Origin of the sequence: Halomonas sp. 328 (assembly GCF_015645095.1) — a bacterium.
Taxonomy (GTDB): domain Bacteria; phylum Pseudomonadota; class Gammaproteobacteria; order Pseudomonadales; family Halomonadaceae; genus Bisbaumannia.
Genome location: NZ_JADOTW010000032.1, coordinates 18,163 through 39,538, shown reverse-complemented (window position 1 = coordinate 39,538; position 21,376 = coordinate 18,163). Strand labels below are relative to the sequence as shown.

At 67.8% G+C, this 21,376-nt stretch carries 20 protein-coding genes; 6 read left to right on the top strand and 14 right to left on the bottom strand.

The window, feature by feature from the left end; translation table 11 throughout:
• Nucleotides 1-195: 195 nt before the first annotated feature.
• From IHD13_RS15235 to IHD13_RS15205, 7 genes are all read right to left on the bottom strand, one after another.
• Nucleotides 196-1,482, bottom strand: a complete 1,287-nt coding sequence (locus tag IHD13_RS15235; RefSeq protein WP_195861887.1) for a branched-chain amino acid ABC transporter permease — start codon at nt 1,480-1,482, stop codon at nt 196-198.
• The gene (locus IHD13_RS15230) at nt 1,482-2,486 is read right to left on the bottom strand and encodes a branched-chain amino acid ABC transporter permease (protein WP_195861886.1); all 1,005 of its coding nucleotides are present in this window, start codon (nt 2,484-2,486) and stop codon (nt 1,482-1,484) included. The genes IHD13_RS15235 and IHD13_RS15230 overlap by 1 nt, the downstream gene beginning before the upstream one ends.
• A 14-nt stretch (nt 2,487-2,500) precedes the next feature.
• Entirely contained in the window at nt 2,501-3,205 is a 705-nt protein-coding gene (locus IHD13_RS15225; RefSeq protein WP_195861885.1) for an ABC transporter ATP-binding protein, read from the bottom strand.
• Nucleotides 3,206-3,217: 12 nt separating this feature from the next.
• Entirely contained in the window at nt 3,218-3,985 is a 768-nt protein-coding gene (locus tag IHD13_RS15220; RefSeq protein ID WP_195861884.1) for an ABC transporter ATP-binding protein, read from the bottom strand.
• A 169-nt stretch (nt 3,986-4,154) separates the two neighbouring features.
• Complete coding sequence (locus IHD13_RS15215; RefSeq protein WP_195861883.1) at nt 4,155-4,475, bottom strand: hypothetical protein; 321 nt, start codon at nt 4,473-4,475, stop codon at nt 4,155-4,157.
• A gap of 111 nt (nt 4,476-4,586) precedes the next feature.
• Nucleotides 4,587-6,413 carry a translational GTPase TypA gene (gene typA / locus IHD13_RS15210; protein WP_195861882.1) on the bottom strand — a complete coding sequence of 609 codons (1,827 nt, stop codon included), beginning with the start codon at nt 6,411-6,413 and terminating at the stop codon, nt 4,587-4,589.
• A 119-nt stretch (nt 6,414-6,532) separates the two neighbouring features.
• Nucleotides 6,533-7,060: a hypothetical protein gene (locus tag IHD13_RS15205; RefSeq protein WP_195861881.1), complete on the bottom strand. Its 528-nt coding sequence runs from the start codon at nt 7,058-7,060 to the stop codon at nt 6,533-6,535.
• 496 nt (nt 7,061-7,556) lie between these two features.
• Between IHD13_RS15205 and glnA the strand changes: the two genes are divergently transcribed.
• The 5 genes from glnA to IHD13_RS15180 all read left to right on the top strand — a co-directional run bounded on the left by glnA (nt 7,557) and on the right by IHD13_RS15180 (nt 14,561).
• Complete coding sequence (gene glnA, locus IHD13_RS15200) at nt 7,557-8,963, top strand: glutamate--ammonia ligase (protein WP_195861880.1); 1,407 nt, start codon at nt 7,557-7,559, stop codon at nt 8,961-8,963.
• 132 nt (nt 8,964-9,095) lie between these two features.
• Nucleotides 9,096-9,638: a DUF4124 domain-containing protein gene (locus tag IHD13_RS15195; protein WP_195861879.1), complete on the top strand. Its 543-nt coding sequence runs from the start codon at nt 9,096-9,098 to the stop codon at nt 9,636-9,638.
• 466 nt (nt 9,639-10,104) lie between these two features.
• The gene (gene glnL / locus IHD13_RS15190) at nt 10,105-11,133 is read left to right on the top strand and encodes a nitrogen regulation protein NR(II) (RefSeq protein ID WP_195861878.1); all 1,029 of its coding nucleotides are present in this window, start codon (nt 10,105-10,107) and stop codon (nt 11,131-11,133) included.
• A 31-nt stretch (nt 11,134-11,164) separates the two neighbouring features.
• A complete protein-coding gene (gene glnG / locus IHD13_RS15185) occupies nt 11,165-12,574 on the top strand; it encodes a nitrogen regulation protein NR(I) (protein ID WP_195861877.1) in 1,410 nt (469 codons plus the stop codon).
• Nucleotides 12,575-13,220: 646 nt separating this feature from the next.
• Complete coding sequence (locus IHD13_RS15180; RefSeq protein WP_195861876.1) at nt 13,221-14,561, top strand: deoxyguanosinetriphosphate triphosphohydrolase; 1,341 nt, start codon at nt 13,221-13,223, stop codon at nt 14,559-14,561.
• Nucleotides 14,562-14,733: 172 nt separating this feature from the next.
• Here the strand turns inward: IHD13_RS15180 and IHD13_RS15175 are convergent, their stop codons facing one another.
• Together IHD13_RS15175 and IHD13_RS15170 are read right to left on the bottom strand one after the other, a co-directional pair.
• Nucleotides 14,734-15,543, bottom strand: a complete 810-nt coding sequence (locus IHD13_RS15175; RefSeq protein WP_195861875.1) for an ATP-grasp domain-containing protein — start codon at nt 15,541-15,543, stop codon at nt 14,734-14,736.
• A gap of 132 nt (nt 15,544-15,675) precedes the next feature.
• Entirely contained in the window at nt 15,676-16,587 is a 912-nt protein-coding gene (locus IHD13_RS15170) for a nuclease-related domain-containing protein (protein ID WP_195861874.1), read from the bottom strand.
• An 88-nt stretch (nt 16,588-16,675) separates the two neighbouring features.
• On the opposite strand from IHD13_RS15170, the gene IHD13_RS15165 reads away from it, so the two are divergent.
• Nucleotides 16,676-17,515 carry an NAD-dependent protein deacetylase gene (locus IHD13_RS15165; protein ID WP_195861873.1) on the top strand — a complete coding sequence of 280 codons (840 nt, stop codon included), beginning with the start codon at nt 16,676-16,678 and terminating at the stop codon, nt 17,513-17,515.
• On the opposite strand, the gene IHD13_RS15160 is transcribed toward IHD13_RS15165, so the two are convergent.
• The 5 genes from IHD13_RS15160 to fba form a co-directional block, all read right to left on the bottom strand.
• Nucleotides 17,512-17,889: a hypothetical protein gene (locus IHD13_RS15160; RefSeq protein ID WP_195861872.1), complete on the bottom strand. Its 378-nt coding sequence runs from the start codon at nt 17,887-17,889 to the stop codon at nt 17,512-17,514. The genes IHD13_RS15165 and IHD13_RS15160 overlap by 4 nt on opposite strands.
• A 9-nt stretch (nt 17,890-17,898) precedes the next feature.
• A complete protein-coding gene (locus tag IHD13_RS15155; RefSeq protein WP_195861871.1) occupies nt 17,899-18,273 on the bottom strand; it encodes a translation initiation factor Sui1 in 375 nt (124 codons plus the stop codon).
• Nucleotides 18,274-18,419: 146 nt separating this feature from the next.
• Nucleotides 18,420-19,100, bottom strand: coding sequence for an HAD family hydrolase (locus IHD13_RS15150; protein WP_195861870.1), 681 nt, complete (start codon nt 19,098-19,100; stop codon nt 18,420-18,422).
• Between the two features lie 138 nt (nt 19,101-19,238).
• The gene (locus tag IHD13_RS15145) at nt 19,239-20,219 is read right to left on the bottom strand and encodes a 2-hydroxyacid dehydrogenase (protein ID WP_195861869.1); all 981 of its coding nucleotides are present in this window, start codon (nt 20,217-20,219) and stop codon (nt 19,239-19,241) included.
• Between the two features lie 70 nt (nt 20,220-20,289).
• Entirely contained in the window at nt 20,290-21,354 is a 1,065-nt protein-coding gene (fba, locus tag IHD13_RS15140; protein WP_195861868.1) for a class II fructose-bisphosphate aldolase, read from the bottom strand.
• Nucleotides 21,355-21,376 lie beyond the last annotated feature (22 nt).

Sequence of the window (21,376 nt, the reverse complement as noted above, 5' to 3'; positions counted from 1 at the left end):
TCACCAAGGGCTTCCTCGACCTCTGAGGCGGCTCCCGTCCTGGCCAGCAGGGCCCGTCTCGCCGCTGAGGCGGGCCCACCCTGGTCACCCAGGGCTTCCTCGACCTCTGAGACAGTCCGTCCCCTAACGAGACAGGCCCCGCGAATGCGGGGCCTGTCTCGTTAGGGGGCCGTCCGGAGGTGACCAGGAGCGTCCTCAGGAGTGGTGCTTGACCTTCTCCGGCAGCAGCCCCTTGGGGGCGAAGCGCAGCACCAGGGTGATCAACAGGCCGATCACCAGCACCCGGGCCTGCAGGGCGCGGCTCTGCATGTCGGCGCCGGTGAACCCGTCCCCGCCCAGGTTGGCGAGCAGTTGCATCAGGGCCAGGGCCAGGGGCTCCGACATGATCCAGATCAGGTAGACCAGCACGGCGCCGATGATGGTGCCCAGGTTATTGCCGGGGCCGCCGAGGATCACCATCACCAGCACCAGGAAGGTGTGGTTGAGGGGCAGGTAGCCCTGGGGATCGAAGATGCTGTTGAAGCTGGTCAGGGCGGCACCGCCGATGCCCATCAGGATGCAGCCCAGCACGAAGATCTGCAGGCGGCGGCGGTTGACGTCCTTGCCCATGGCCGCCGAGGAGATCTCGTTGTCGCGGATGGCGCGGATGGTGCGCCCCCAGGCGGCGTTGTAGGCGCGGTGCAGCAGGAAGAAGATCACCGCGATCATCACCACGGTGATCGCCAGGTAGAGGGAGCGGGCCATCACGAAGCCCAGCTCGCCGGGCCCGGGGGTCGGCCAGGGCAGGGGCGAGACGGTGGCGGTGCCGCGGGTCAGCCAGTCGGAGTTCTTGAGGAAGGCCTTGATGATCTCGGCGATGCCCAGGGTGGCGATGGCCAGGTAGTCGCTGCGCAGCCCCAGGCAGATATGGCCGATAAAGTAGCCCACGGCCCCGGCCAGGGCGCCGCCGACGATCCAACCCATCCAGGCGGGCAGGCCCAGGCCACCGATGAAGCCGGCCCGGGACTGGATCTCGCCGGTGACGCTGCGCAGGATGCTGATCACCACCAGGTAGAGCACCACCGCCAGGACGATGGCGATCAGGGTGCGCAGCGTCTTCGGCACCCCCAGACGGTCGAGCTTGGTGGCCCCCCACACCAGGGCGATGGCCCCCACCACGTAGAGCAGCGCCAGGCCCAGCTGGCCGGGCAGCTCGCTGTCCCAGAAGGCGTCGTTGACCGGCACGCTGAAGGTCATGGCGCTGAAGCCACCGAGTGCCACGAAGCCCATCACCCCGGCGTTGAACTGGCCCGCGTAGCCCCACTGGATGGTCAGGCCCAGGGCCAGGATGGCGTAGCAGGACGCCTCCACCAGCATGCGGGTGCTGTAGGCCGCGCCCATCAGGGCGTAGACCCCCAGGACGGCCACGATCAGGGCGAGACAGAGCCCCACCTCGCGGAGCGGGAAGCGGCGTGGGCTCTCGGCAGATGCAGGTCGGTTCATCAGATCACCTTACCCTTGAAGATGCCGGTGGGGCGCCATACCAGGATGGCCACCAGGATGAAGAAGGGCACCACGATCTTGTACTCGGTGCCGACGAAGGCCAGGTTGCGGGGCAGCTCCAGCCACTCGGGGAAGTGGTGGGCGAAGGGGCGCAGCAGCACCGACCAGTTGAACACCGCCAGGGTCTCGGCGAAGCCCACCACGAAGCCCCCGGCGATGGCGCCGTAGGGGTGGCCCACGCCGCCGACGATGGCCGCGGCGAAGATCGGCAGCAGCAGGAAGAAGCTGAGGTCGGGCTTGAAGGTCACGTCCAGCGACAGCAGGGTGCCGGCCACCGCCGCCAGGCTGCCGGCGATGATCCAGGTGATGGTGACGATGCGGTTGGTGTTGATGCCCGAGGCCCGGGCCAGGTCGGGGTTGTCGGACATGGCGCGCATCGCCTTGCCGGTGCGGGTGCGGTTGAGGAAGAGGTGCAGCCCGATCACCGCGGCCAGGGTGAGAATAAAGAGGATCACCTGGGGCTCGGTGACGATGATCGGCCGGGTGGCCGCCTCGAAGGGCAGCTCCAGCCGGTAGATCTCCTTGCGCTCGGCGATATAGAGGCTCTGGGCCCGGGTGCCGGCGAGCAGGCGAATCAGCCCCTGGAGGATCAGGGTCACCCCCAGGGAGCCGATCACCATGACGATGGGCTTGACCCCGTGGGCGCGCAGCGGCTTGTAGAAGCCCTTGTCGATGCCCACCGCCAGGAGCGCGGTGAGTGCCATGGCCAGGGGCAGCATGACCACGGCGGTGGGCAGCCCCACCACGGCGCCCACCGTGGGGAAGGCGGTGGTCAGCAGCAGCACCATAAAGGCGCCGAAGGTCATCATGTCGGCATGGGCGAAGTGGGCGAAGCGCATGATGCTGAAGATCAGCGTCACGCCGATGGCGCCGATGGCGTAGATGGAGCCGGTGACGCTGCCGGCGATCACCACGTTATTGATGAAGAAGACCAGTTCGTTCAAGGGATTCTCTCCTCTCAGCCGCCCAGGAAGCTCTTGGCGACCTCGGGGTCGTTGAGCAGGTTCGTGCCGGTATCGGTAAAGCGGTTCTGGCCGGCGGCCAGCACGAAGCCCTTGTCGGCGATGGCCAGGGCCTGCTTGGCGTGCTGTTCCACCATCAGGATGCCCACCCCGGCGGCGTTGATCTCCTGCACCCGGGCGAAGATCTCGTTCATGTAGAGGGGCGAGAGGCCGGCGGTGGGCTCGTCGAGCAGCAGCAGGCTGGGCTCCACCATCAGCGCCCGGCCCATGGCCACCATCTGGCGCTGGCCACCGGAGAGCTCGCCGGCGGGCTGGCGGCGTTTCTCCTTGAGGGGCGGGAAGAAGTCGTAGACCCGCTCGAGCATGGGGCGAAAGCGCTGGGGCTGGATATAGGCGCCCATCTCCAGGTTCTCCTCCACCGTCAGGCTGGGGAAGATGTTCTTCTCCTGGGGCACGAAGCCCATGCCCAGGTGTACCAGGCGATCCGGGGAGAGGTGGGTGATCGGCTCGCCGCGCAGCAGGATCTCCCCCTGGCTGACCTCCAGCAGGCCGAAGATCGCCTTGAGCATGGTCGACTTGCCGGCGCCGTTGGGGCCGACGATGACGCCGATCTCGTCCGCCTCGATGGCCATGCTGACGCCATTGAGGATATTCATGCCGCCGTAGCCACCGTGTACATTGCGTGCTTCCAGTAGGGCCATGGGGGTCTCCGGCTAGGGCTGGGCGCCGAAATAGGCGTCGATGACGGCGGGGTTGTTCTGGATCTCGGCGATGCTGCCCTGCACCATCACGCTACCCTCGGCCAGCACGATCACCGGGTCGCAGAGCCGGGCGATCATGTCCATGTCGTGTTCGATGACCAGGAAGGTGTAGCCCAGCTCCCGGTTGAGGCGCTCGATATTGGCGACCAGGTCGCCGAGGAGGGTGCGGTTGACCCCGGCGGCGATCTCGTCGAGCAGCACCACCCGGGCGTCGACCATCATGGTGCGGCCCAGCTCCAGGAGCTTCTTCTGGCCGCCGGAGAGGTTGCCGGCCAGCTCGTTGCGCACATGGTTCAGGCCCACGAAGTCGATTACCTCCAGGGCCTTCTGGCGCACCCGGGTCTCCTCCTGGCGCACCCGGGCGGGCTGGAACCAGGCGCTGAAGAGGCTCTCGCCGGCCTGGTGGGGCGGCACCATCATCAGGTTTTCCAGGGCGGTGAGCTGGGAGAACTCGTGGGCGATCTGGAAGGTGCGCAGCAGCCCCTTGTGGAAGAGCTCGTTGGCGGGGCGGTTGGTGATCTCCTCGCCGTCGAGGAACACCTGGCCGGAGTCCAGGGGCAGGGCCCCGGCGATGATATTGAAGAGGGTCGACTTGCCGGCGCCATTGGGGCCGATCAGGCCGGTGATGGAGCCCTGCTCCACGCGGATGGAGCAGTCGTTGATGACCCTGAGGCCACCGAACGCCTTGTTGACGTGGCGGACGTCGATAATCGCGCTCATGCCCTATCTCGTGGTTGTTGGTGTTATGGCAGGCTAACGCTATGTACGAGGCCTACTTTGCGTCAGGGCGGGGCGCTTGACCAGAGGGCCAGCGTTAAACGGGCGTTGGCGTCTGGGGCTCAACTCGCCGGATCCGGGCCACAGGCGGGCCCGGACCTCGTTCGCGGGGCTAGTCGTCCGGCGCCTGGGCGGCGTCGCCGGGCTGGGGCTCGAAGGCGCGGCTGTCGTCGGGCAGGCGCACGGTGTCGCCCAGTTCGAGCTTGCCGTGGCTCTTCTTGCGCTCGCCGCTGGCCGGGTCGATCAGCGCCACCACCTCGCCGATGCTGGTGGCCTCCACATGGGCCTCGACGCGGACCCGTACCACCAGGCCGTCGAGGCGCGCCGAGAGGATATCGCCGGGGCCCGGCTCGGCGTGATGGTTGGGGTCCTTGGCATAGTGGGCCTGGACGCTGGCGGCGCCCGGGTCGTCCCAGTCGACGTGCTTGTGCATAGGGGGCTCCTCCTGTCGGGGTGGCTGTCCCTCAAGGGTAGCCGGCGCGCCACCGAGGGCCAGAAACGACGCAGCCCGCCGAGGGGCGGGCTGCGTGGGGAGCGAAGCGGCTTACTTCTTGCTGGCGCGCTTGCGCTCGTTTTCCTTGAGGAACTTCTTGCGCAGGCGGATATGGTTGGGGGTCACCTCCACCAGCTCGTCGTCATCGAGGAACTCGATGGCCTGCTCCAGGCTGAAGCGCACAGGCGGGGTCAGGACGATGTTCTCGTCGTTGCCGGAGGCGCGCATGTTGTCGAGCTTCTTGCCCTTGGTGGGGTTGACCACCAGGTCGTTGGCGCGGCTGTGGATGCCGATCAGCATGCCCTCGTAGACCTCGGTGCCGTGATCGATGATCAGCTTGCCGCGCTCCTGCAGGGCGTAGAGGGCGTAGGCCAGGGCCTTGCCGTCGACCATGGAGACCAGCACGCCGTTGCGACGCTCGATGGCGGCATCGGGCTTGAGCGGGCCGTAGTGATCGAAACGGCTGGTGAGGATGCCGGTGCCCGAGGTCAGGGTCATGAACTGGCCACGGAAGCCGATCAGGCCGCGCGCCGGGATGATGAAGTCGAGGCGTACCCGACCCTTGCCATCCGGGTTCATGTTGGTCAGCTCGCCCTTGCGGTAGCCGAGCTCCTCCATGATGGCGCCCTGGTGCTGCTCCTCGCAGTCGATGATCACCTCTTCGTAGGGCTCCTGCTTGACCCCATCGATCTCCTTGATGATCACCTCGGGGCGGCCCACGGCCAGCTCGAAGCCCTCGCGGCGCATGGTCTCGATCAGCACCGAGAGGTGCAGCTCGCCGCGGCCGGAGACGATGAACTTCTCCGGGCTCTCGCCCTGCTCGACGCGCAGCGCCACGTTGTGGATCAGCTCCTGGTCGAGGCGATCCTTGATGTTGCGGCTGGTGACGTACTTGCCGTCACGGCCGGCCATCGGCGAGTCGTTGACCTGGAAGGTCATGGAGACGGTGGGCTCGTCCACCGACAGCGGCGGCAGCGCCTCGACGGCGGCGCTGTCGCAGAGGGTGTCGGAGATGGCCAGGTCGTCGATGCCGGTGATGCAGATGATGTCGCCGGCGGTGGCCTGCTCGGTCTGCACCCGCTCCAGCCCCAGGTGGGTCATCACCTGACCGATCTTGCCCTTGCGGGTCTTGCCGTCGGTGCCGATGACGGTGATCTGCTGGTTGGGGGAGACGGCGCCGCGCTTGATGCGACCCAGGCCGATGACGCCCACGTAGCTGTTGTAGTCCAGTGCGGAGATCTGCATCTGGAAGGGGCCGTCGATCTCCACCTTGGGCGGCTCGACGATATCGACGATGGCCTGGAACATGGGGCTCATGTCCTCGGCCAGTGCTTCCGGTTCCATGCCGGCGATGCCGTTGAGGGCGGAGCAGTAGATGATCGGGAAGTCGAGCTGCTCGTCGCTGGCGCCGAGGTTATCGAAGAGATCGAAGATCTGGTCGATGACCCAGTCGGGGCGTGCGCCGGGGCGGTCGATCTTGTTGACCACCACGATCGGCTTGAGGCCCTGGTCGAAGGCCTTCTGGGTCACGAAGCGGGTCTGCGGCATGGGGCCGTCCACGGCGTCCACCAGCAGCAGCACCGAGTCGACCATCGACATGACCCGCTCCACCTCGCCGCCGAAGTCGGCGTGTCCCGGGGTGTCGACGATGTTGATGTGGTAGTCGCGGCCGTTGCCGTCCTGCCAGCGGATCGCCGTGTTCTTGGCCAGGATGGTGATACCGCGTTCCTTCTCCTGGTCATTGGAGTCCATGATGCGCTCCTGCCCCTCGGCCTTGCGGTCCAGGGTGCCGGACTGCTGGAGGAGTTTGTCGACCAGGGTGGTCTTGCCATGGTCGACGTGAGCGATGATGGCGATGTTGCGAAGATTCTCGATCACGACGGGATCCTGCTGCGAAAATTGGGCCGCATTATAGTCCCCGGGCCGCGGCGGCTACCAGCGCTGACACCGAGAAATCTGCGTGGAAACGGTAGATCAAGGGCTTGGCGGTGCGCGAATCAGCTGGAAAGGGTGCGTATGCGGGCGTGACAGGCGCGCAGTCGAGCCAGCAGGTCCTGGGGGGCTTCGCTGTCCAGGGCGGGGTCGAAGCCGCCCAGGCGCTCGAACCAGTCGCGGCGCACGCAGAGGGTGCCGGTGACCGGGGGGCGCCAGAAGCGTTGCAGGGGGCGCCAGCCACCGCTGGGCGGGGCGAAGAGCAGGGCGTCCCAGTCATCTCTGGCCGCGAGGCGGGCAAACCATTGGGCCGGCAGGCCATACTGGGGCGAGGGAAAGAGCAGCAGGTCACTCTGGGTGCTTTGCACCACCCGGTTGCCCCGGGCCCCGGCGGTGGCTTCCGGCACCACCTCCAGGGCCAGGCCGAAGCGGCGACTCAGGGCGCGCAGGCGGGGCTGGGTGGATTCGCTGATCACATGGATATCGAGCTGGCCGCCATGCTGGCGGTGGAGGTGGCGCAGGCCCGGCAGCTGGCGGGGCAGCCAGGTGGCCATCAGGCAGGCATCGATGATGATGCAGGTACGGTGCATCACGGGCAGCCCTCCGCCGCGGATCGGTCTCGGCGCGGGCGCCTGACTGGATGCCAGTGGCGCAGGACTCGCCGGCCCAGGATGAATAATCAATTGCGTCAGTAACAAATTGTAGTGATAAGTTGCCCGGAGTATCAATGGGCATTTGTGGCGCGGGCGGGGCGTCCGAGATGGCGAGCCATGCACCATAGTGGTGCTTGAGGCGTCATTTTTGCACTCTTGTGGCGCGGTTTCGTGGCGAAGGCCAGGCCCCGGCCCATCGGCGGGCCCACTGCGCCACGATGGCGCAAAGATTATTTTCTACTATTTCAATTAATTAGGCTCTTCAAGCGTCACCTTGCTGCATTTTGGCACGCTGTCTGCATTATCAAGGGAAAGCCACGGAACGCGTTTTCTGGTGGCGGCGGTCGTGGGCAGGGTGCCCGCGGCATGCTACAAACGACGCTGGATACGCTAGCCAGACACAACTTTAGCCATACGTTCACGACTGGAGGACACCATGGCCGAGAAGACCCTCGCCCTGATCGAAGAGCACGACGTCAAGTGGGTGGACCTGCGTTTCACCGATACCCGCGGCAAGGAGCAGCACGTCACCATTCCCGCCCGTGACGTGGACGAGGAGTTCTTCGAGAACGGCCAGATGTTCGATGGCTCCTCCATCTCCGGCTGGAAGGGCATCAACGAGTCCGACATGATCCTGCGCCCGGAAGATGGCACCGCCTTCCTCGATCCGTTCACCGAGGACGCCACCCTGGTGCTGCGCTGCGATATCATCGAGCCGGCCACCATGCAGGGCTACGAGCGCGACCCGCGCTCCATCGCCAAGCGCGCCGAGGCCTACCTGCAGTCCACCGGCCTGGGCGACACCGCCTTCTTCGGTCCGGAGCCGGAGTTCTTCATCTTCGACGAGGTGCACTGGAAGGCCGATATCGAAGGCGCCATGTACAAGATCACCTCCGAGGAGGGCGCCTGGGCCACCGACCGTCAGGTCGAGGGCGGTAACCTGGGTCACCGTCCGCGGGTCAAGGGCGGCTACTTCCCGGTGCCCCCGGTGGACAGCTTCCACGATATCCGTGGTGCCATGTGCAACACCCTGGAGGCGATCGGCCAGAGCGTCGAGGTGCATCACCACGAGGTGTCCAACGCCGGCCAGAACGAGATCGGCGTCAAGTTCAACACCCTGGTGAAGAAGGCCGACGAAGTTCAGGAAATGAAGTACGTGATCCACAACGTGGCTCACGCCTACGGCAAGACCGCCACCTTCATGCCCAAGCCGCTGGTGGGTGACAACGGCTCCGGCATGCACGTCCACCAGTCCTTCTGGAAGGATGGCCAGAACCAGTTCGCCGGCGACCAGTACGCGGGCCTCTCCGAGATGGCCCTCTACTACATCGGCGGCATCATCAAGCACGCCCGGGCCCTGAACGCCTTCACCAACGCCTCCACCAACTCCTACAAGCGTCTGGTGCCGGGCTTCGAGGCGCCGGTGATGCTGGCCTACAGCGCCCGCAACCGTTCCGCCTCCATCCGTATCCCCTACACCGCCAGCCCCAAGGGCAAGCGCGTCGAGGCCCGTTTCCCCGACCCGACCGCCAACCCCTACCTGTGCTTCGCGGCGATGCTGATGGCCGGTATCGACGGCATCAAGAACAAGATCCACCCCGGCGATGCCATGGACAAGAACCTCTATGACCTGCCGCCGGAAGAGGGCAAGGCCGTACCCACCGTGGCCAACAGCCTCGACCAGGCCCTGGAAGCCCTGGATGCGGATCGCGCCTTCCTCACCGAGGGTGGCGTCTTCACCGACGACATGATCGATGCCTACATCGAGCTGAAGATGGAAGACGTGGAGCGCATCCGCATGACCACCCATCCGGTCGAGTTCGACATGTACTACAGCTGCTAAACGCCTCGCCCCGTAGGGGGCAGCGTTGGCTGTTCGAGGGGTTCCGCCGATGGCGGAACCCCTTTTTGTTTTACACTATCTAACGAAGGCATCCCGTCTCTCCGCCCGTCTCTCCGCCATAGGGGGTCGCTCGTGAAACTCCGCCTGGTCTGCCTGTTGCTGAGCTGTTGTCTGGTGCCCCTGGCCGGGGCCGATACCGTCTATCGCAGCGTCGACGCCCAGGGCAACGTGATCTTTACCGACAACCCCGAGCGCGGCGAGCCCGTGCAGGTGGCGCCACTGACCGTGGTGCCCTCGCGGACCCTGGCGCCGGCCCCCGCTGCCTCGGCGCAGCCCGCCCCGCGGCGACCGGCACCGGGTTCCCTGGCCTCGCCCTTCATGCCCTACTCCACCTTCCGCATCATGAACCCCCGGGACGCCATGACGCTGAGCCAGGCCCGTTCCCAGAACCTGACCGTGGAGCTGGCCATCGAGCCGGGGCTGCGGGACGACCATCGGGTACGCCTGCTGGTGGATGGCCAGTTGAGCCAGTCGGCGATGCATACCCGTGCCTTTATCGTGCCGCGCCTCGAACCGGGGCAGCGTACCCTGCAGGCGGAGCTGCTGGATGGCGCCGGCCAGGTGCGCCACCGTAGCCCGCCGGTCACCGTGAGCGTGCAGGCCCGGGGCGATTAGCTCATCGGCCGGCGAGGCTTCCGTTTCCCCTGCTTCGCCGCCGAGACGCCGCCCTGCCGGGACTACCCTCGCCACCGCCAGGTCGAGCCGCCCCGCACCCCGGATCGCGGCCTCGATGCCTTCGAGCATGCCCGCCAACTGCGCCAGCGCAGCGCCCTGGAGTATCGCCCGGGGCAGCCCTGGGCGGGGACGTCGCGCACCGAGCCAGTGCCCGAGCCGCGGCGGCGCTGGCGTCATCGTGATGCCGAGCGGCCGCGTCCCTGAGCCGCCATCGCCCATCTTCCGCTTCGCCATGGGGCGCCCCCATCCTGTCGCCTCCCGTAATGCACTAAAATGGTGCGTAGGGGGCGTGGTCTGGTCCCTAAGTCCCCGAATTCCCTGTCGTATCGCGTTGGCGCGCTTCTTGCAGGTGCAAGGGGAGTCGCCAGACCGATCGGCACCTTACCCTGCTCAACCGGGATGACCCATGTATCAACGTCTGCTCGAACACCTGTCCACGGCGGTGCTGCTGCTCGATGGTGCACTGCGCCTGCGCTGGATGAATCCCGCCGCCGAGTCGCTGCTGGCGGTCAGCCTGGGGCGGGTGCGCGACACCCGCCTGGAGAGCCTGGAGGCGGTGGCCGAGGTGTTGACCAAGGCACGGGACGAGTTCCACCCCTATACCCAGCGCGAGGCGAGCCTGCCGCTGCCGGGGCAGGAGCCGGTCACGGTGGACTTCACCGTCACGCCGCTTTCCGATGACGAGTTGCTGCTGGAGATCGAGCCGCGGGACCGCCTGCTGCGCATCTCCCGGGAGGAGGCGTTGATCGCCCGCCAGGAGGCGATCAAGGTGCTCTCCCGGGGCCTGGCCCACGAGGTGAAGAACCCCCTGGGGGGCATCCGCGGTGCCGCCCAGCTGCTGGAGCGGGACCTGCCCGACCCCCAGCTCGCCGAGTTCACCCATATCATCGTCGAGGAGGTGGACCGGCTGCGCGACCTGGTGGACCGCATGCTGGGGCCCAACCAGCTGCGCGAGCCGGCGCCGCTGAATATTCACCAGGTGCTGGAGCGGGTGCGCAGCCTGGTGCTGGCCGAGCATCCCGGCGTCGAGGTGGTGCGCGATTATGACCCCAGCCTGCCGGAGCTCTCCGGGGAGGAGGCGCAGCTGATCCAGGCGGTGCTCAACGTGGCCCGCAATGCCGTCCAGGCCCTGGAAGAGCACGCCACCCCCGCGCCGCGCCTGGTGTTGCGTACCCGGGCACGGCGCCAGTTCACCCTGGGTGCCGAGCGCCACCGCCTGGTCTGCGAGGTGGCGGTGATCGACAACGGCCCGGGAATTCCCGAGGCGCTGCAGGAGACGCTCTTCTACCCGATGGTCTCGGGACGGGCCAGCGGCAGCGGCCTGGGGCTCTCCATCGCCCAGTCGATCCTGCACCAGCACCAGGGGCTGATCGAGTGCGACTCGACCCCGGGCCATACCGAATTTCGTCTGCTGATCCCGCTGGAGGCCAGCTGATGTTCCCCTTTTTCCAATCCAGGAGAGACTGATGACCGACGCCGCTCGCATCGTGATCGTCGACGACGACCGTGCCATTCGTTGGGTGCTGGAGCGTGCCCTGGCGCAACCGGATCTCCAGGTGGAGTGCTTCGAGCGGGCCGACCGGGCCCTGGAGCGGGTCCTGGAGCGTCCGCCTGAGGTGCTGCTCACCGATATTCGCATGCCGGGGCTGGATGGCCTGGACCTGATGGCCCAGGTCCGCGAGAGCTACCCGGACCTGCCGGTGATCGTGATGACCGCCCACTCGGACCTGGACAGCGCCGTGGCCTCCTACCAGGGCGGCGCCTTCGAGTACCTGCCCAAGCCCTTCGACGTGGACGAGGCCCTGGCCCTGGTGCGGCGTGCCGTGGCTCATGCCCGGGAGCGCCAGTCGCCGGCGTCGGTGCCGGAGGGGCTCACCGCCGAGATCATCGGCGAGGCGCCGGCCATGCAGGAGGTGTTCCGGGCCATCGGCCGGCTCTCCCAGTCGCATATCACCGTGCTGATCAACGGCGAGTCGGGGACCGGCAAGGAGCGGGTGGCCCAGGCCCTGCACCAGCACAGCCCCCGGTCCAGCCACCCCTTTATCGCCCTGAACATGGCGGCGATTCCCAAGGACCTGATGGAGTCGGAGCTGTTCGGCCACGAGAAGGGCGCCTTCACCGGGGCCACCGCCCAGCGCCGCGGGCGCTTCGAGCAGGCCGACGGCGGGACCCTCTTCCTGGACGAGATCGGCGACATGCCGCCGGACACCCAGACCCGGCTGCTGCGGGTGCTGGCCGATGGCGAGTTCTACCGGGTCGGCGGCCATACCCCGGTGAAGGTGGACGTGCGGATCATCGCCGCCACCCACCAGAACCTGGAGCGGCTGGTGGAGGATGGACGCTTCCGGGAGGACCTCTTCCACCGCCTCAATGTGATCCGGGTGCACCTTCCGCGGCTCGCTGAGCGCCGCGAGGACATCCCTCGCCTGGCCCGGCACTTCCTGGCCGAGGCGGCCAAGGAGCTGGATACCGAGACCAAGGTGCTGACCCGGGAGGCGGAGGAGCACCTGACGCGCCTGCCCTGGCCGGGCAACGTGCGCCAGCTGGAGAACACCTGTCGCTGGCTGACGGTGATGGCCTCGGGTCGCGAGGTGCTGGTGGACGACCTGCCCCCGGAGCTGCGCCTGCGCGAGGCCGGCGAGGTGAGTGCCGGCGACTGGCGGGCCGCCTTCCGCGACTGGGCCGACCGGGCCCTGGCGGCGGGGCATACCCACCTGCTGGAGGAAGCCGTCCCGGATTTCGAAAAGATCCTGATCGAGACCGCCCTCAAGCATACCGGGGGGCGCAAGGGCGAAGCCGCCGAGCTGCTGGGCTGGGGCCGTAATACTCTGACGCGGAAGCTCAAGACCCTGCTGCCCGCGCTGGCGGACGATTAAGCGGGCATATGCCGGTAAGCGTAGGTCGGGATAAACGAGCCCAGGCGAGAGCATCCGACGCCGGGGCCGGGGATAAACTGGCTCGGAAATTGAAGGTTCATCGCACTCTGGCGTGAATACCATGGTGGGAGCGCAGATTCTGCGCGATATCGTCCGAAGGACGATCCTGGCAAGCACCAAGGCGCCTGGCGGCGCCAATCGTTCGGCAGAGCCAAACTCCCACACTAGCAAGCTGGCCTTTGCCAGGTTGGGGCTTCACGCTGATCTGCGAAGCACCAAATTGAAGGCGCTATTGCCGGCACTGGTCGACGACTGAGCGGCGGCGCTCAGAGTGGGAAGAAAGCCGTAACCCCGGAATACGCGGCTTGGGGAGGAAGGGGGCGAGCGATTTCGCCGGGATGCCGCGGCGTAGCGAGCCGGCCAGCGCAAAATCGACAGGGATGTCGAGTTAGGGCCGGCAACAGGGACGTTGTTCCGGCCCGTGCGCGTCGGCCGGCTCGCGCAGCGGCGGGGTTTCGTCCCGGTGCGAGCGAGCCACCTTGCCCTCAGGCCGCACCAGGCTTCTCTTCCGTCTTCTGGCTTGGGAGCCCGGCTTCCCGCCGGGGCGGCCCGGGTGCACAATGGAGGCTTCCCACCAGGAGGCGCCATGACGCAGATGCACTGGGAGCGGCTGCTCGATCCGGGCCGGCTGCACGATACCCGGGGTGGGCGCGGTAGCGCCGAACCGGGCCGTACCCCCTTCCACAAGGATCATGACCGGATCGTCTTCTCCGGCTCCTTCCGCCGCCTGGGGCGCAAGACCCAGGTGCACCCGCTCACCGAGAACGACCATATCCATACCCGCCTGACCCACTCCCTGGAGGTGGGCTGTGTGGGGCGCTCCCTGGGCATGATCGTCGGCGAGGGGTTGCGTGAGCGACTGCCGGCCCGGATCACCCCGGCGGACCTGGGGGTCATCGTCCAGGCTGCCTGCCTGGGTCACGATATCGGCAACCCGCCCTTCGGCCACGCCGGCGAATACGCCATCCGCGACTGGTTCAAGCGCGCCGAGTCCGACGGCAGCGGCTTGCTGGAGGGGCTCAGCGACACCCAGCGGGCCGACCTGCTGACCTACGAGGGCAACGCCCAGGGCTTTCGCATCGTCACCCAGATCGAATACAACCAGTTCCGCGGCGGCATGCGCCTGAGCACCGCGACCCTGGGCACCCTGCTCAAGTACCCCTGGACGGTGGAGCACGGCGGCAGCGCCGGCAAGTTCGGCTGCTACCAGTCGGAGCGCGACCTGCTGGCCGAGGTGGCCGGACGGCTGGGGCTGCGCCCCCGGGGCGACTGGGCCTGGTGCCGCCACCCCCTGGCCTACCTGGTCGAGGCCGCCGACGATATCTGCTACGCCCTGCTCGATCTGGAGGATGGCCTGGAGATGGGCATCCTGCGCTATGACGAGGTGGCCGAGGTGCTGATCCAGATCGCCGGGGAGGCGCCGCCGGAGTATGCCCGCATGGCCGAGCAGGGGGTCTCCCAGCGCCGCCGTATCGCCGCCCTGCGCGGCGCCGCCATGGAGCGGGCGGTGGGCGAGGTCGGGGCGGTCTTCGTGGCCCATGAGCAGGAGCTGCTCAACGGCGCCCTCAAGGACGACCTGCTGGAGCTCTGCCACCCGGACCTGGACTGGGGGGTCAAGGCCGCCAAGACCCTGGCCCGGGAGCGCATCTTCCAGAACGAGCGCAAGGCCAAGCTGGAGATCGGCGCCTATACCACCCTGGGCATCCTGCTGGAGGCCTTTATCGGTGCCGCCCACGAGCTGCACCACCAGGGGCGCTCCAGCTTCAAGCATCAGCGGGTGCTGGCGCTGATCGGCGAGAACACCCCGCTGCCCTCCTGGCCCCTCTACGACAGCTACCGGCGCATGCTCGACTTTATCGGCGGCATGACCGATCACTATGCCGTCGACCTGGCCCAGGAGATGGGCGGCCGCCTTAAGGGCGACTGAAGCGCATCGGTGCGATGTGACCGGCCATATGACCGATCCCTGGCCATGGCCGTCGACCTGGCCCAGGAGATGGGCGGCCGCCTCAAGGGCGACTGACGCCGGCGCTGGGGTTGTGGGAGTTCAGCTCTGCTGAACGATTGGCGCCGCCAGGCGCCCCGGGTGGCATGGGCAGTCAGCCGGTCAGGGCAAAGGGCGGCTCGTCGTCGTCCGGGCCCAGGTCATCGCCGTCGCCGAGCTGGCGCAGGATGGCGGCGCCGATGCGCTTGCTGCTGTCGCTGATGCCCTGGTTGCCGAACAGGCGGTTGAACTCGAAGACGTAGGGGTGGCCGTCGACCATGGCGATATCGAAGCCGGCATGGTTGATATGGAAGGCCTCGGCGAGGCGCCGGGCCAGGGCAATGGCCGCCTCGGGAATCTCCTCCCGGTCGATGGCGCCGCCCTGGCTGACGTTGGAGCGGTAGCCGCCCAGGGGCGTGACCCGCCAGTAGGTGGCCAGCAGCTCGCCCCCCACCAGTACGATGCGCAGGTCACGGTCGATGGGCAGGCGCTCCTGGGCATAGAGCACCGGCTCCTCGGCCAGGTGGGCCTCCAGGGCCGGGCGGGAGTCGATCAGCCTGACCCCCTCGCCCATGCTGCTCTTGATGCGCTTGGCGATAAAGGGATAGCCGAAGCGGGTCTCCACCTTGTCGATGGCGGCCCGGGAGGCGCCGAGGATCTCGGTGGGGGGCACGTGCTCGGGGAACAGCGCCTGGAAAGCGCGGGTCTGCTCCACCTTGTCGTGGCCCAGGTGGTAGCTGGCCAGGCTGGGGAAGATGCGGGCCTTGAGGCCGTGGACCAGGGTGTTGAGCTGCCAGTATTCGGGGAACAGCAGCCAGTCGGCGGCGCGGATCTCGTCGAGATGATCCAGCATGCGTTCGGGCTTGATATAACGCACCCCGGGGATGCCCAGGGTGCGGAAGACATCGAAGGTGATCAGTTTCATGGCGGCACGAGGGTCGTTGAGTCGGCGTAGAAAGCGCGGATTATTAGACCAGCCGGGGCTTGGCGCAATACTTTCGTCCGCCTTTCGGAGTCTCGTGCCTGGCAGTCGATCAGTCGTCGGCCCGGCAGTCCGCTAGACCGAGGGCTGCTGCAGGTTCTTGAGATCCAGCATCGCGGCACGCTTGGCCAGGGCCTGGATGGCCTTGTCATGGGCCGCATCGCTTAGCGGGGCCTGGGGCGTGGCATCGATCAGGGCCGACAGGGCCTCGCCGCTGACCACCAGCAGGTCGGCGGCGGCCTCGCTGCTGTCGACTTCCCAGCCGGGCAGGGCCAGGATGCCCTGCACCGGGATCTCGCCGCCGCATTCCCGGGCCAGCCAGTGGCGTAGCCAGCGCACCGCCTGGCGGGTCTTGCGCAGCGGCCGGCGCTCGCTCCAGCCGGGGAAGCGCAGCCGCTCCCGCTCCACCGCCACCTGGTTCTGTTCGCGGCCCTGGGCATCGAAGGGCCGGGTGCGGGCCCGGGTCTCGATCACGAAGACCCCGTGGGGGGTCACCGCCACATGGTCGATGGTGTAGGTGTCGGCGGGCACGTCGTGGAAGACGTGGTAGGGGTGGGCCTCGGGGCGGATCAGTCGCTCCAGCTCCTGGCCCACCGCCAGCTCGCAGGCCAGCCCCAGCTTGAGGCGGCGGATGCGCTGGTAGTCGCGGATCAGCAGCAGGCAGAAGCCCAGGGCCAGCAGGGTGCAGAGCGCACCGTAGAGCCCCCACTCGAACCAGTCCTGCTCGCTGGCGAAGAGCATCCGGCCCATGCCGTAGACCAGCGGCGCCAGCACCACGATGGGCCCCAGGGCGCCATTCAGGAAGAGGCTGGCGAAGGCGCGATCCAGCCGGTCGCGCAGGGCCTGGCCCGGCTCCCGCAGGGGGTGGGCATCGAAGGGCGAGCGCACCCGGGCGTCGTGGAGGCTCTTCAGGGCCACCACGATGACCGCAGTGGCTGCCAGGGGGAAGAGAAAGATCAGGGGTAGCAGGTATTCCAGCCAGGCCATCGCAACGAGTCCTTGCCCGTGATATATCGGTAGGCGTTCATTCTAGTGGCCCCATCGGCCGGGAGCCACGCGTCCTTGGTCGTTAATTATGCTGCAAAGCGAATCTCCCCAGGCCTCACTGGAGGCCCTGGCCGCCTTTATCGCCGGTCATCCCCGCTTGCTGGTGGTGACCGGCGCCGGCGTCAGTACCGAGAGCGGCATCCCCGATTACCGCGATGCCCGGGGCGAGTGGAAGCGCCCCCCGCCCATGGATCATCGCCACTTCATGGACAGCCATGCCGCTCGCCAGCGCTACTGGGCCCGCGCCCTGATCGGCTTTCGGGCCCTGAGCGAGGCGCGCCCGGGGCCGGCCCATCGGGCCCTGGCCGAACTGGAAGCACGGGGACGCCTGGCTGGCATCATCACCCAGAACGTGGATGGCCTGCATCAACGTGCCGGTTCGCGGCGGGTCATCGACCTGCATGGCCGAGCCGAGCTGGTACGCTGCATGCGCTGCGACAGCCGGCGCATGCGCCATGACCTGCATGCCGAGCTGAAGGCGCTCAACCCCCACTGGCAGGAGCTCGGCGCCGCCATCGGTCCGGACGGCGACGCCGACCTGGAGGCGGACTTCGGCGATTTCCGGCTGCCCGCCTGCGCGCGCTGCGGCGACGGTATCCTCAAGCCGGACGTGGTCTTCTTCGGCGATAGCGTGCCCGGCGAGCGCCTGGCGGCGGCCCAGGCGGCCATCGACGCGGCCCAGGCACTGCTGGTGGTCGGCTCGTCGCTGATGGTCTATTCCGGCTTCCGCCTGGTGCGCCAGGCGGCCCGGGCGGGCAAGCCGGTGGCCTGCCTCAACCGGGGCCGTACCCGGGCCGATGACCTCTATGCCCTCAAGGCCTCGCTGCCCATCGGCGAGAGCCTGGCCGCCCTGGCCCGCCGTTGCTAGTCGACGCTTTCCAGGGTCAGGGTCACCGGCTCGCTGATGCCGGGGGCGATGGGCTGGGGCTCCGCCTGGCGATAGCGCAGTCGTCCCGCTTCGCGAATCTCCGCATGCAGCGCCGCCCCGTCCAGGGCTCGAGCGTCGTAGCTTAGCCGTACCGGGATGGGGGGGCTCCCCAGGCGCTGCTGGCGGGTCTCGGCGATCACGCCCCCTTCGCCCTCCAGGCTGACGCGGAGTTCGGCATCGGGCCCCACTGCCAGGGGCGTTTCGCTGACCACCCGGGCGTCCAGGGTGCGAAACTCGGGCGTGCCGGCGCAGCCGGCCAGCAGGGTCGCCCCCAACAGCAGCGCGCCGAGGCCCGCCTTGCATCGATGATTCATGGGTTCTCCTTAGCCGCCGGCCAGCTTGACGGTGTAACCGCGGCGTTCCAGTTCCGCCTTGAGGGTGGCGCGATGGTCGCCCTGGATCTCGATGACCCCCTCCTTGACCGCGCCGCCGGTGCCGCAACGCTGCTTGAGCTGCTTGGCCAGGGCCTTGAGCTCGGCGGCGGGCAGGGGCACGCCGCTGAGGGTGGTCACCCCCTTGCCCTTGCGGCCGCTGGTCTCGCGGCGGATGCGCACCACCCCATCCAGGGCCGCCAGGCGTGCCTGCTCGGCCTGGTCGGCGCACTGGCAGCCGTCCAGTGGCTGGCGACAGTCGGGACAGGTCTGGCCATGTTCGGTGGAGTAGACCAGGCCGCGGAGTTGATCCTGCAGTGAGGCCATGGGGGGCAATCCTCGGCGTGTGGGATGTCGCCCCATGATAAACCAGCCGCCGCCGGGGCTGTACAGAGCAAAGCCCGAGTTTGGCTTGTCCACAGGGGGCGATCGCCGCCGGGGCTGTGGATAAGCCGGGGCCTCGAGTGTCGGGCCTAGTGGGCGGCGGCGGCGGGGCGCCGGGCGAGGTGTTCGATCACCGTGGGCAGCTGGTGCATGTTGCTGATGGCGATGGCACCTGCCGGGGTGGTCTCCACGTCCGGGAAGCGGTTGAGGTGGATCACCGTCATGCCGGCGGCCAGGGCCGCCTTGACGCCGACGATGGCATCGTCGATGGCCACGCAGTGGCGGGCCTCGTAGCCCATGATGGTGGCGGCGTGCAGGTAGAGGCAGGGATCGGGCTTCCAGCACTGGGCCGAGTAGCCGCTGAACAGGTGATCGCCGAAGTAGTCGCTGAGGCCGGTGGCCTCGAGGCTGGTGCGAATCTTCGTCTCGGGGCCGTTGGAGACCACCGCGTGGGGGATATGGGCCAGCAGGTCGAGGGCCTCGCGAACCCCGGGCAGCAGGGTCAGCTCGCTGGCCAGGCGCTCCGCCAGGCGACTGCGCATGCGCGCCTCGCTGGCCTTGAGGCGCTCCGGGTCGACCTCGCCGTGCCGGCGTTGCAGCTCGCCGACGATATTCATGAAGCGGGCGCCGCGAAACTCGCCCATGTAGTCCTCGGCGACGAAGGGTAGCCCCACGGCGGAGAGGCTGGTGGCCATCTCGTCCGCCAACAGGGGCTCACTATCGACCAGGGTTCCATCGCAATCGAACAACAGACAGTGGGGAGTCGTCATCGCCTCAACCTCTCGCGCTTGCGTCGCCATTGTTTCAGATATCGGCCGACCTACCCACTATTGAAGCCCATTTTTGGAATTCTGTGAACACTGTTCACAAACCTTGTCATTTTTCCTGCTATCGGGAAGGCGTGTCGCCTACTCGCCGGCCCAGGCCGCCACGTTGACCAGATCGCCGGGACGCTCGCCGCGCAGCGCCTGGCGCAGGTTATCCACGGCACGCTGGGCCATGGCCTCGCGGGTCTCATAAGTGGCGGAACCGATATGCGGCAGGGCCACCACATTGGGCAGATGGGGCAGCGGGGACTCCGGAGAGAGGGGCTCCCGCTCGAAGACGTCGAGACCGGCGCCACGGATGCGCCCCATCTCCAGGGCCTCGATCAGCGCCGCCTCGTCCACCACGGCGCCCCGGGCGATATTGATCACAAAGGCCGAGGGTTTCATGAGTGCCAGCTCCCGAGCGCCGATCAGGTGGTGGGTGGCTTCCGTGAGGGGTACGGTGACGCAGACGAAATCGGCCTCGGCCAACAGTTCGTCCAGCTCGCGGCGTTCGGCGCCCAGTTCGGCCTCCAGGGCCGGTTTGGGCGAGGCGTTGGAGTAGCGCACGCGCATGCCGAAGCCGAGAGCCCCGCGACGCGCCAGGGCGGCACCGATACGCCCGCAGCCCACCAGGCCCAGGGTCTTGCCATGCACGTCGCTGCCGAACTGGGCCTCGCCGACGCTGGCCTGCCAGTCGCCGCGGCGGACCCAGTCGGCCAGCTCCACCACCCGGCGGGCACAGGCCATGATCAGGGCGAAGCCGGTGTCGGCGGTGGTCTCGGTGAGCACGTCCGGGGTGTTGCAGAGCAGGATGCCGCGGTGGGTCAGGGCTTCCAGCGGGTAGTGGTCGTAGCCCACCGAGATGGTGGCGATGGCCTTGAGCCGCGGCGCCTCGTCGAGCAGGGACTCGGGAATCCTCAGGCCGGCGCCGATCAGGCCATCGGCCTGGCGCAGGGCGGCGCGGAAGTCGGGATACTCGATGCTCTCCAGATCCTCGAAGTAGTCCACCCGGGCATCCCGGGCGAGCTGCTCCCGGTGATGGGGCTGGAGGCGACGAAAGGCGACGATTCGCTGGGGCATCGACGGTACCTCGGCGGAATAGAGTGGCAGCAAAAGGGCGGCCCGTGGGCCGCCCTCGTCGTGGTATCCCTTAGTTGATCTTGGGATCCAGCTCGCCGCTGTCGTAGCGGCTCACCATGGCTTCCAGGCTGATCGGCTTGATGCGGCTGGCGTTGCCGGCGGTGCCGAAGGCCTCGTAGCGGGCGATGCAGACATCGCGCATGGCGGAGACGGTCTCCTTGAGGAACTTGCGCGGGTCGAATTCGGCCGGGTTCTGGGCCAGGAAGCGACGCACGGCGCCGGTGGAGGCCAGGCGCAGGTCGGTGTCGATATTGACCTTGCGCACCCCGTACTTGATGCCCTCGACGATCTCCTCGACCGGCACGCCGTAGGTTTCGGGGATGGCGCCGCCGTACTCGTTGATCACCTCGAGCCACTCCTGGGGCACCGAGGAGGAGCCGTGCATCACCAGGTGGGTGTCGGGGATGCGGGCGTGGATCTCCTTGATGCGCTGGATGGAGAGGGTGTCGCCGGTGGGTGGCTTGGTGAACTTGTAGGCGCCGTGGCTGGTGCCGATGGCGATGGCCAGGGCGTCCACCTGGGTCGCCTTGACGAAGGCCGCGGCCTCTTCCGGGTCGGTGAGCAGCTGGTCCATGTCCAGCTTGCCCTCGGCGCCGATGCCGTCTTCCTCGCCGGCCATGCCGGTCTCCAGGCTACCCAGGCAGCCCAGCTCGCCCTCCACGGAGACGCCACAGGCATGCGCCATCTCCACGGTGCGCCGGGTGACGTCGACGTTGTAGTCGTAGTCCATGGGGGTCTTGCCGTCCTCGCCGAGGGAGCCGTCCATCATCACCGAGGAGAAGCCGAGCTGGATGGAGCGCTGGCAGACCGCGGGGCTGGTGCCGTGGTCCTGGTGCATCACCACCGGGATATGCGGGAACTCTTCCACCGCGGCCAGGATCAGGTGGCGCAGGAAGGGGGCCCCGGCGTACTTGCGGGCGCCGGCGGAGGCCTGGACGATCACCGGGGAGTCGGTGGCGTCGGCGGCTTCCATGATGGCGCGCATCTGCTCGAGGTTGTTGACGTTGAAGGCCGGGATGCCGTAGCCGCGCTCGGCGGCGTGGTCCAGCATCTGGCGCATGCTGATCAGTGCCATGATCTCACCTGTGTTTGGGTGG

What these genes read in the sequence shown, in the direction of transcription:
- IHD13_RS15235 (WP_195861887.1), bottom strand. Translation starts at nt 1,482, where the DNA reads ATGAACCGACCTGCATCTGCCGAGAGCCCACGCCGCTTCCCGCTCCGC.
- glnL (WP_195861878.1), top strand. Translation starts at nt 10,105, where the DNA reads ATGTATCAACGTCTGCTCGAACACCTGTCCACGGCGGTGCTGCTGCTC.
- IHD13_RS15225 (WP_195861885.1), bottom strand. Translation starts at nt 3,205, where the DNA reads ATGGCCCTACTGGAAGCACGCAATGTACACGGTGGCTACGGCGGCATG.
- IHD13_RS15165 (WP_195861873.1), top strand. Translation starts at nt 16,676, where the DNA reads ATGCTGCAAAGCGAATCTCCCCAGGCCTCACTGGAGGCCCTGGCCGCC.
- IHD13_RS15155 (WP_195861871.1), bottom strand. Translation starts at nt 18,273, where the DNA reads ATGGCCTCACTGCAGGATCAACTCCGCGGCCTGGTCTACTCCACCGAA.
- IHD13_RS15160 (WP_195861872.1), bottom strand. Translation starts at nt 17,889, where the DNA reads ATGAATCATCGATGCAAGGCGGGCCTCGGCGCGCTGCTGTTGGGGGCG.
- IHD13_RS15145 (WP_195861869.1), bottom strand. Translation starts at nt 20,219, where the DNA reads ATGCCCCAGCGAATCGTCGCCTTTCGTCGCCTCCAGCCCCATCACCGG.
- IHD13_RS15170 (WP_195861874.1), bottom strand. Translation starts at nt 16,587, where the DNA reads ATGGCCTGGCTGGAATACCTGCTACCCCTGATCTTTCTCTTCCCCCTG.
- glnA (WP_195861880.1), top strand. Translation starts at nt 7,557, where the DNA reads ATGGCCGAGAAGACCCTCGCCCTGATCGAAGAGCACGACGTCAAGTGG.
- IHD13_RS15180 (WP_195861876.1), top strand. Translation starts at nt 13,221, where the DNA reads ATGACGCAGATGCACTGGGAGCGGCTGCTCGATCCGGGCCGGCTGCAC.
- IHD13_RS15175 (WP_195861875.1), bottom strand. Translation starts at nt 15,543, where the DNA reads ATGAAACTGATCACCTTCGATGTCTTCCGCACCCTGGGCATCCCCGGG.
- fba (WP_195861868.1), bottom strand. Translation starts at nt 21,354, where the DNA reads ATGGCACTGATCAGCATGCGCCAGATGCTGGACCACGCCGCCGAGCGC.
- IHD13_RS15215 (WP_195861883.1), bottom strand. Translation starts at nt 4,475, where the DNA reads ATGCACAAGCACGTCGACTGGGACGACCCGGGCGCCGCCAGCGTCCAG.
- IHD13_RS15220 (WP_195861884.1), bottom strand. Translation starts at nt 3,985, where the DNA reads ATGAGCGCGATTATCGACGTCCGCCACGTCAACAAGGCGTTCGGTGGC.
- IHD13_RS15150 (WP_195861870.1), bottom strand. Translation starts at nt 19,100, where the DNA reads ATGACGACTCCCCACTGTCTGTTGTTCGATTGCGATGGAACCCTGGTC.
- glnG (WP_195861877.1), top strand. Translation starts at nt 11,165, where the DNA reads ATGACCGACGCCGCTCGCATCGTGATCGTCGACGACGACCGTGCCATT.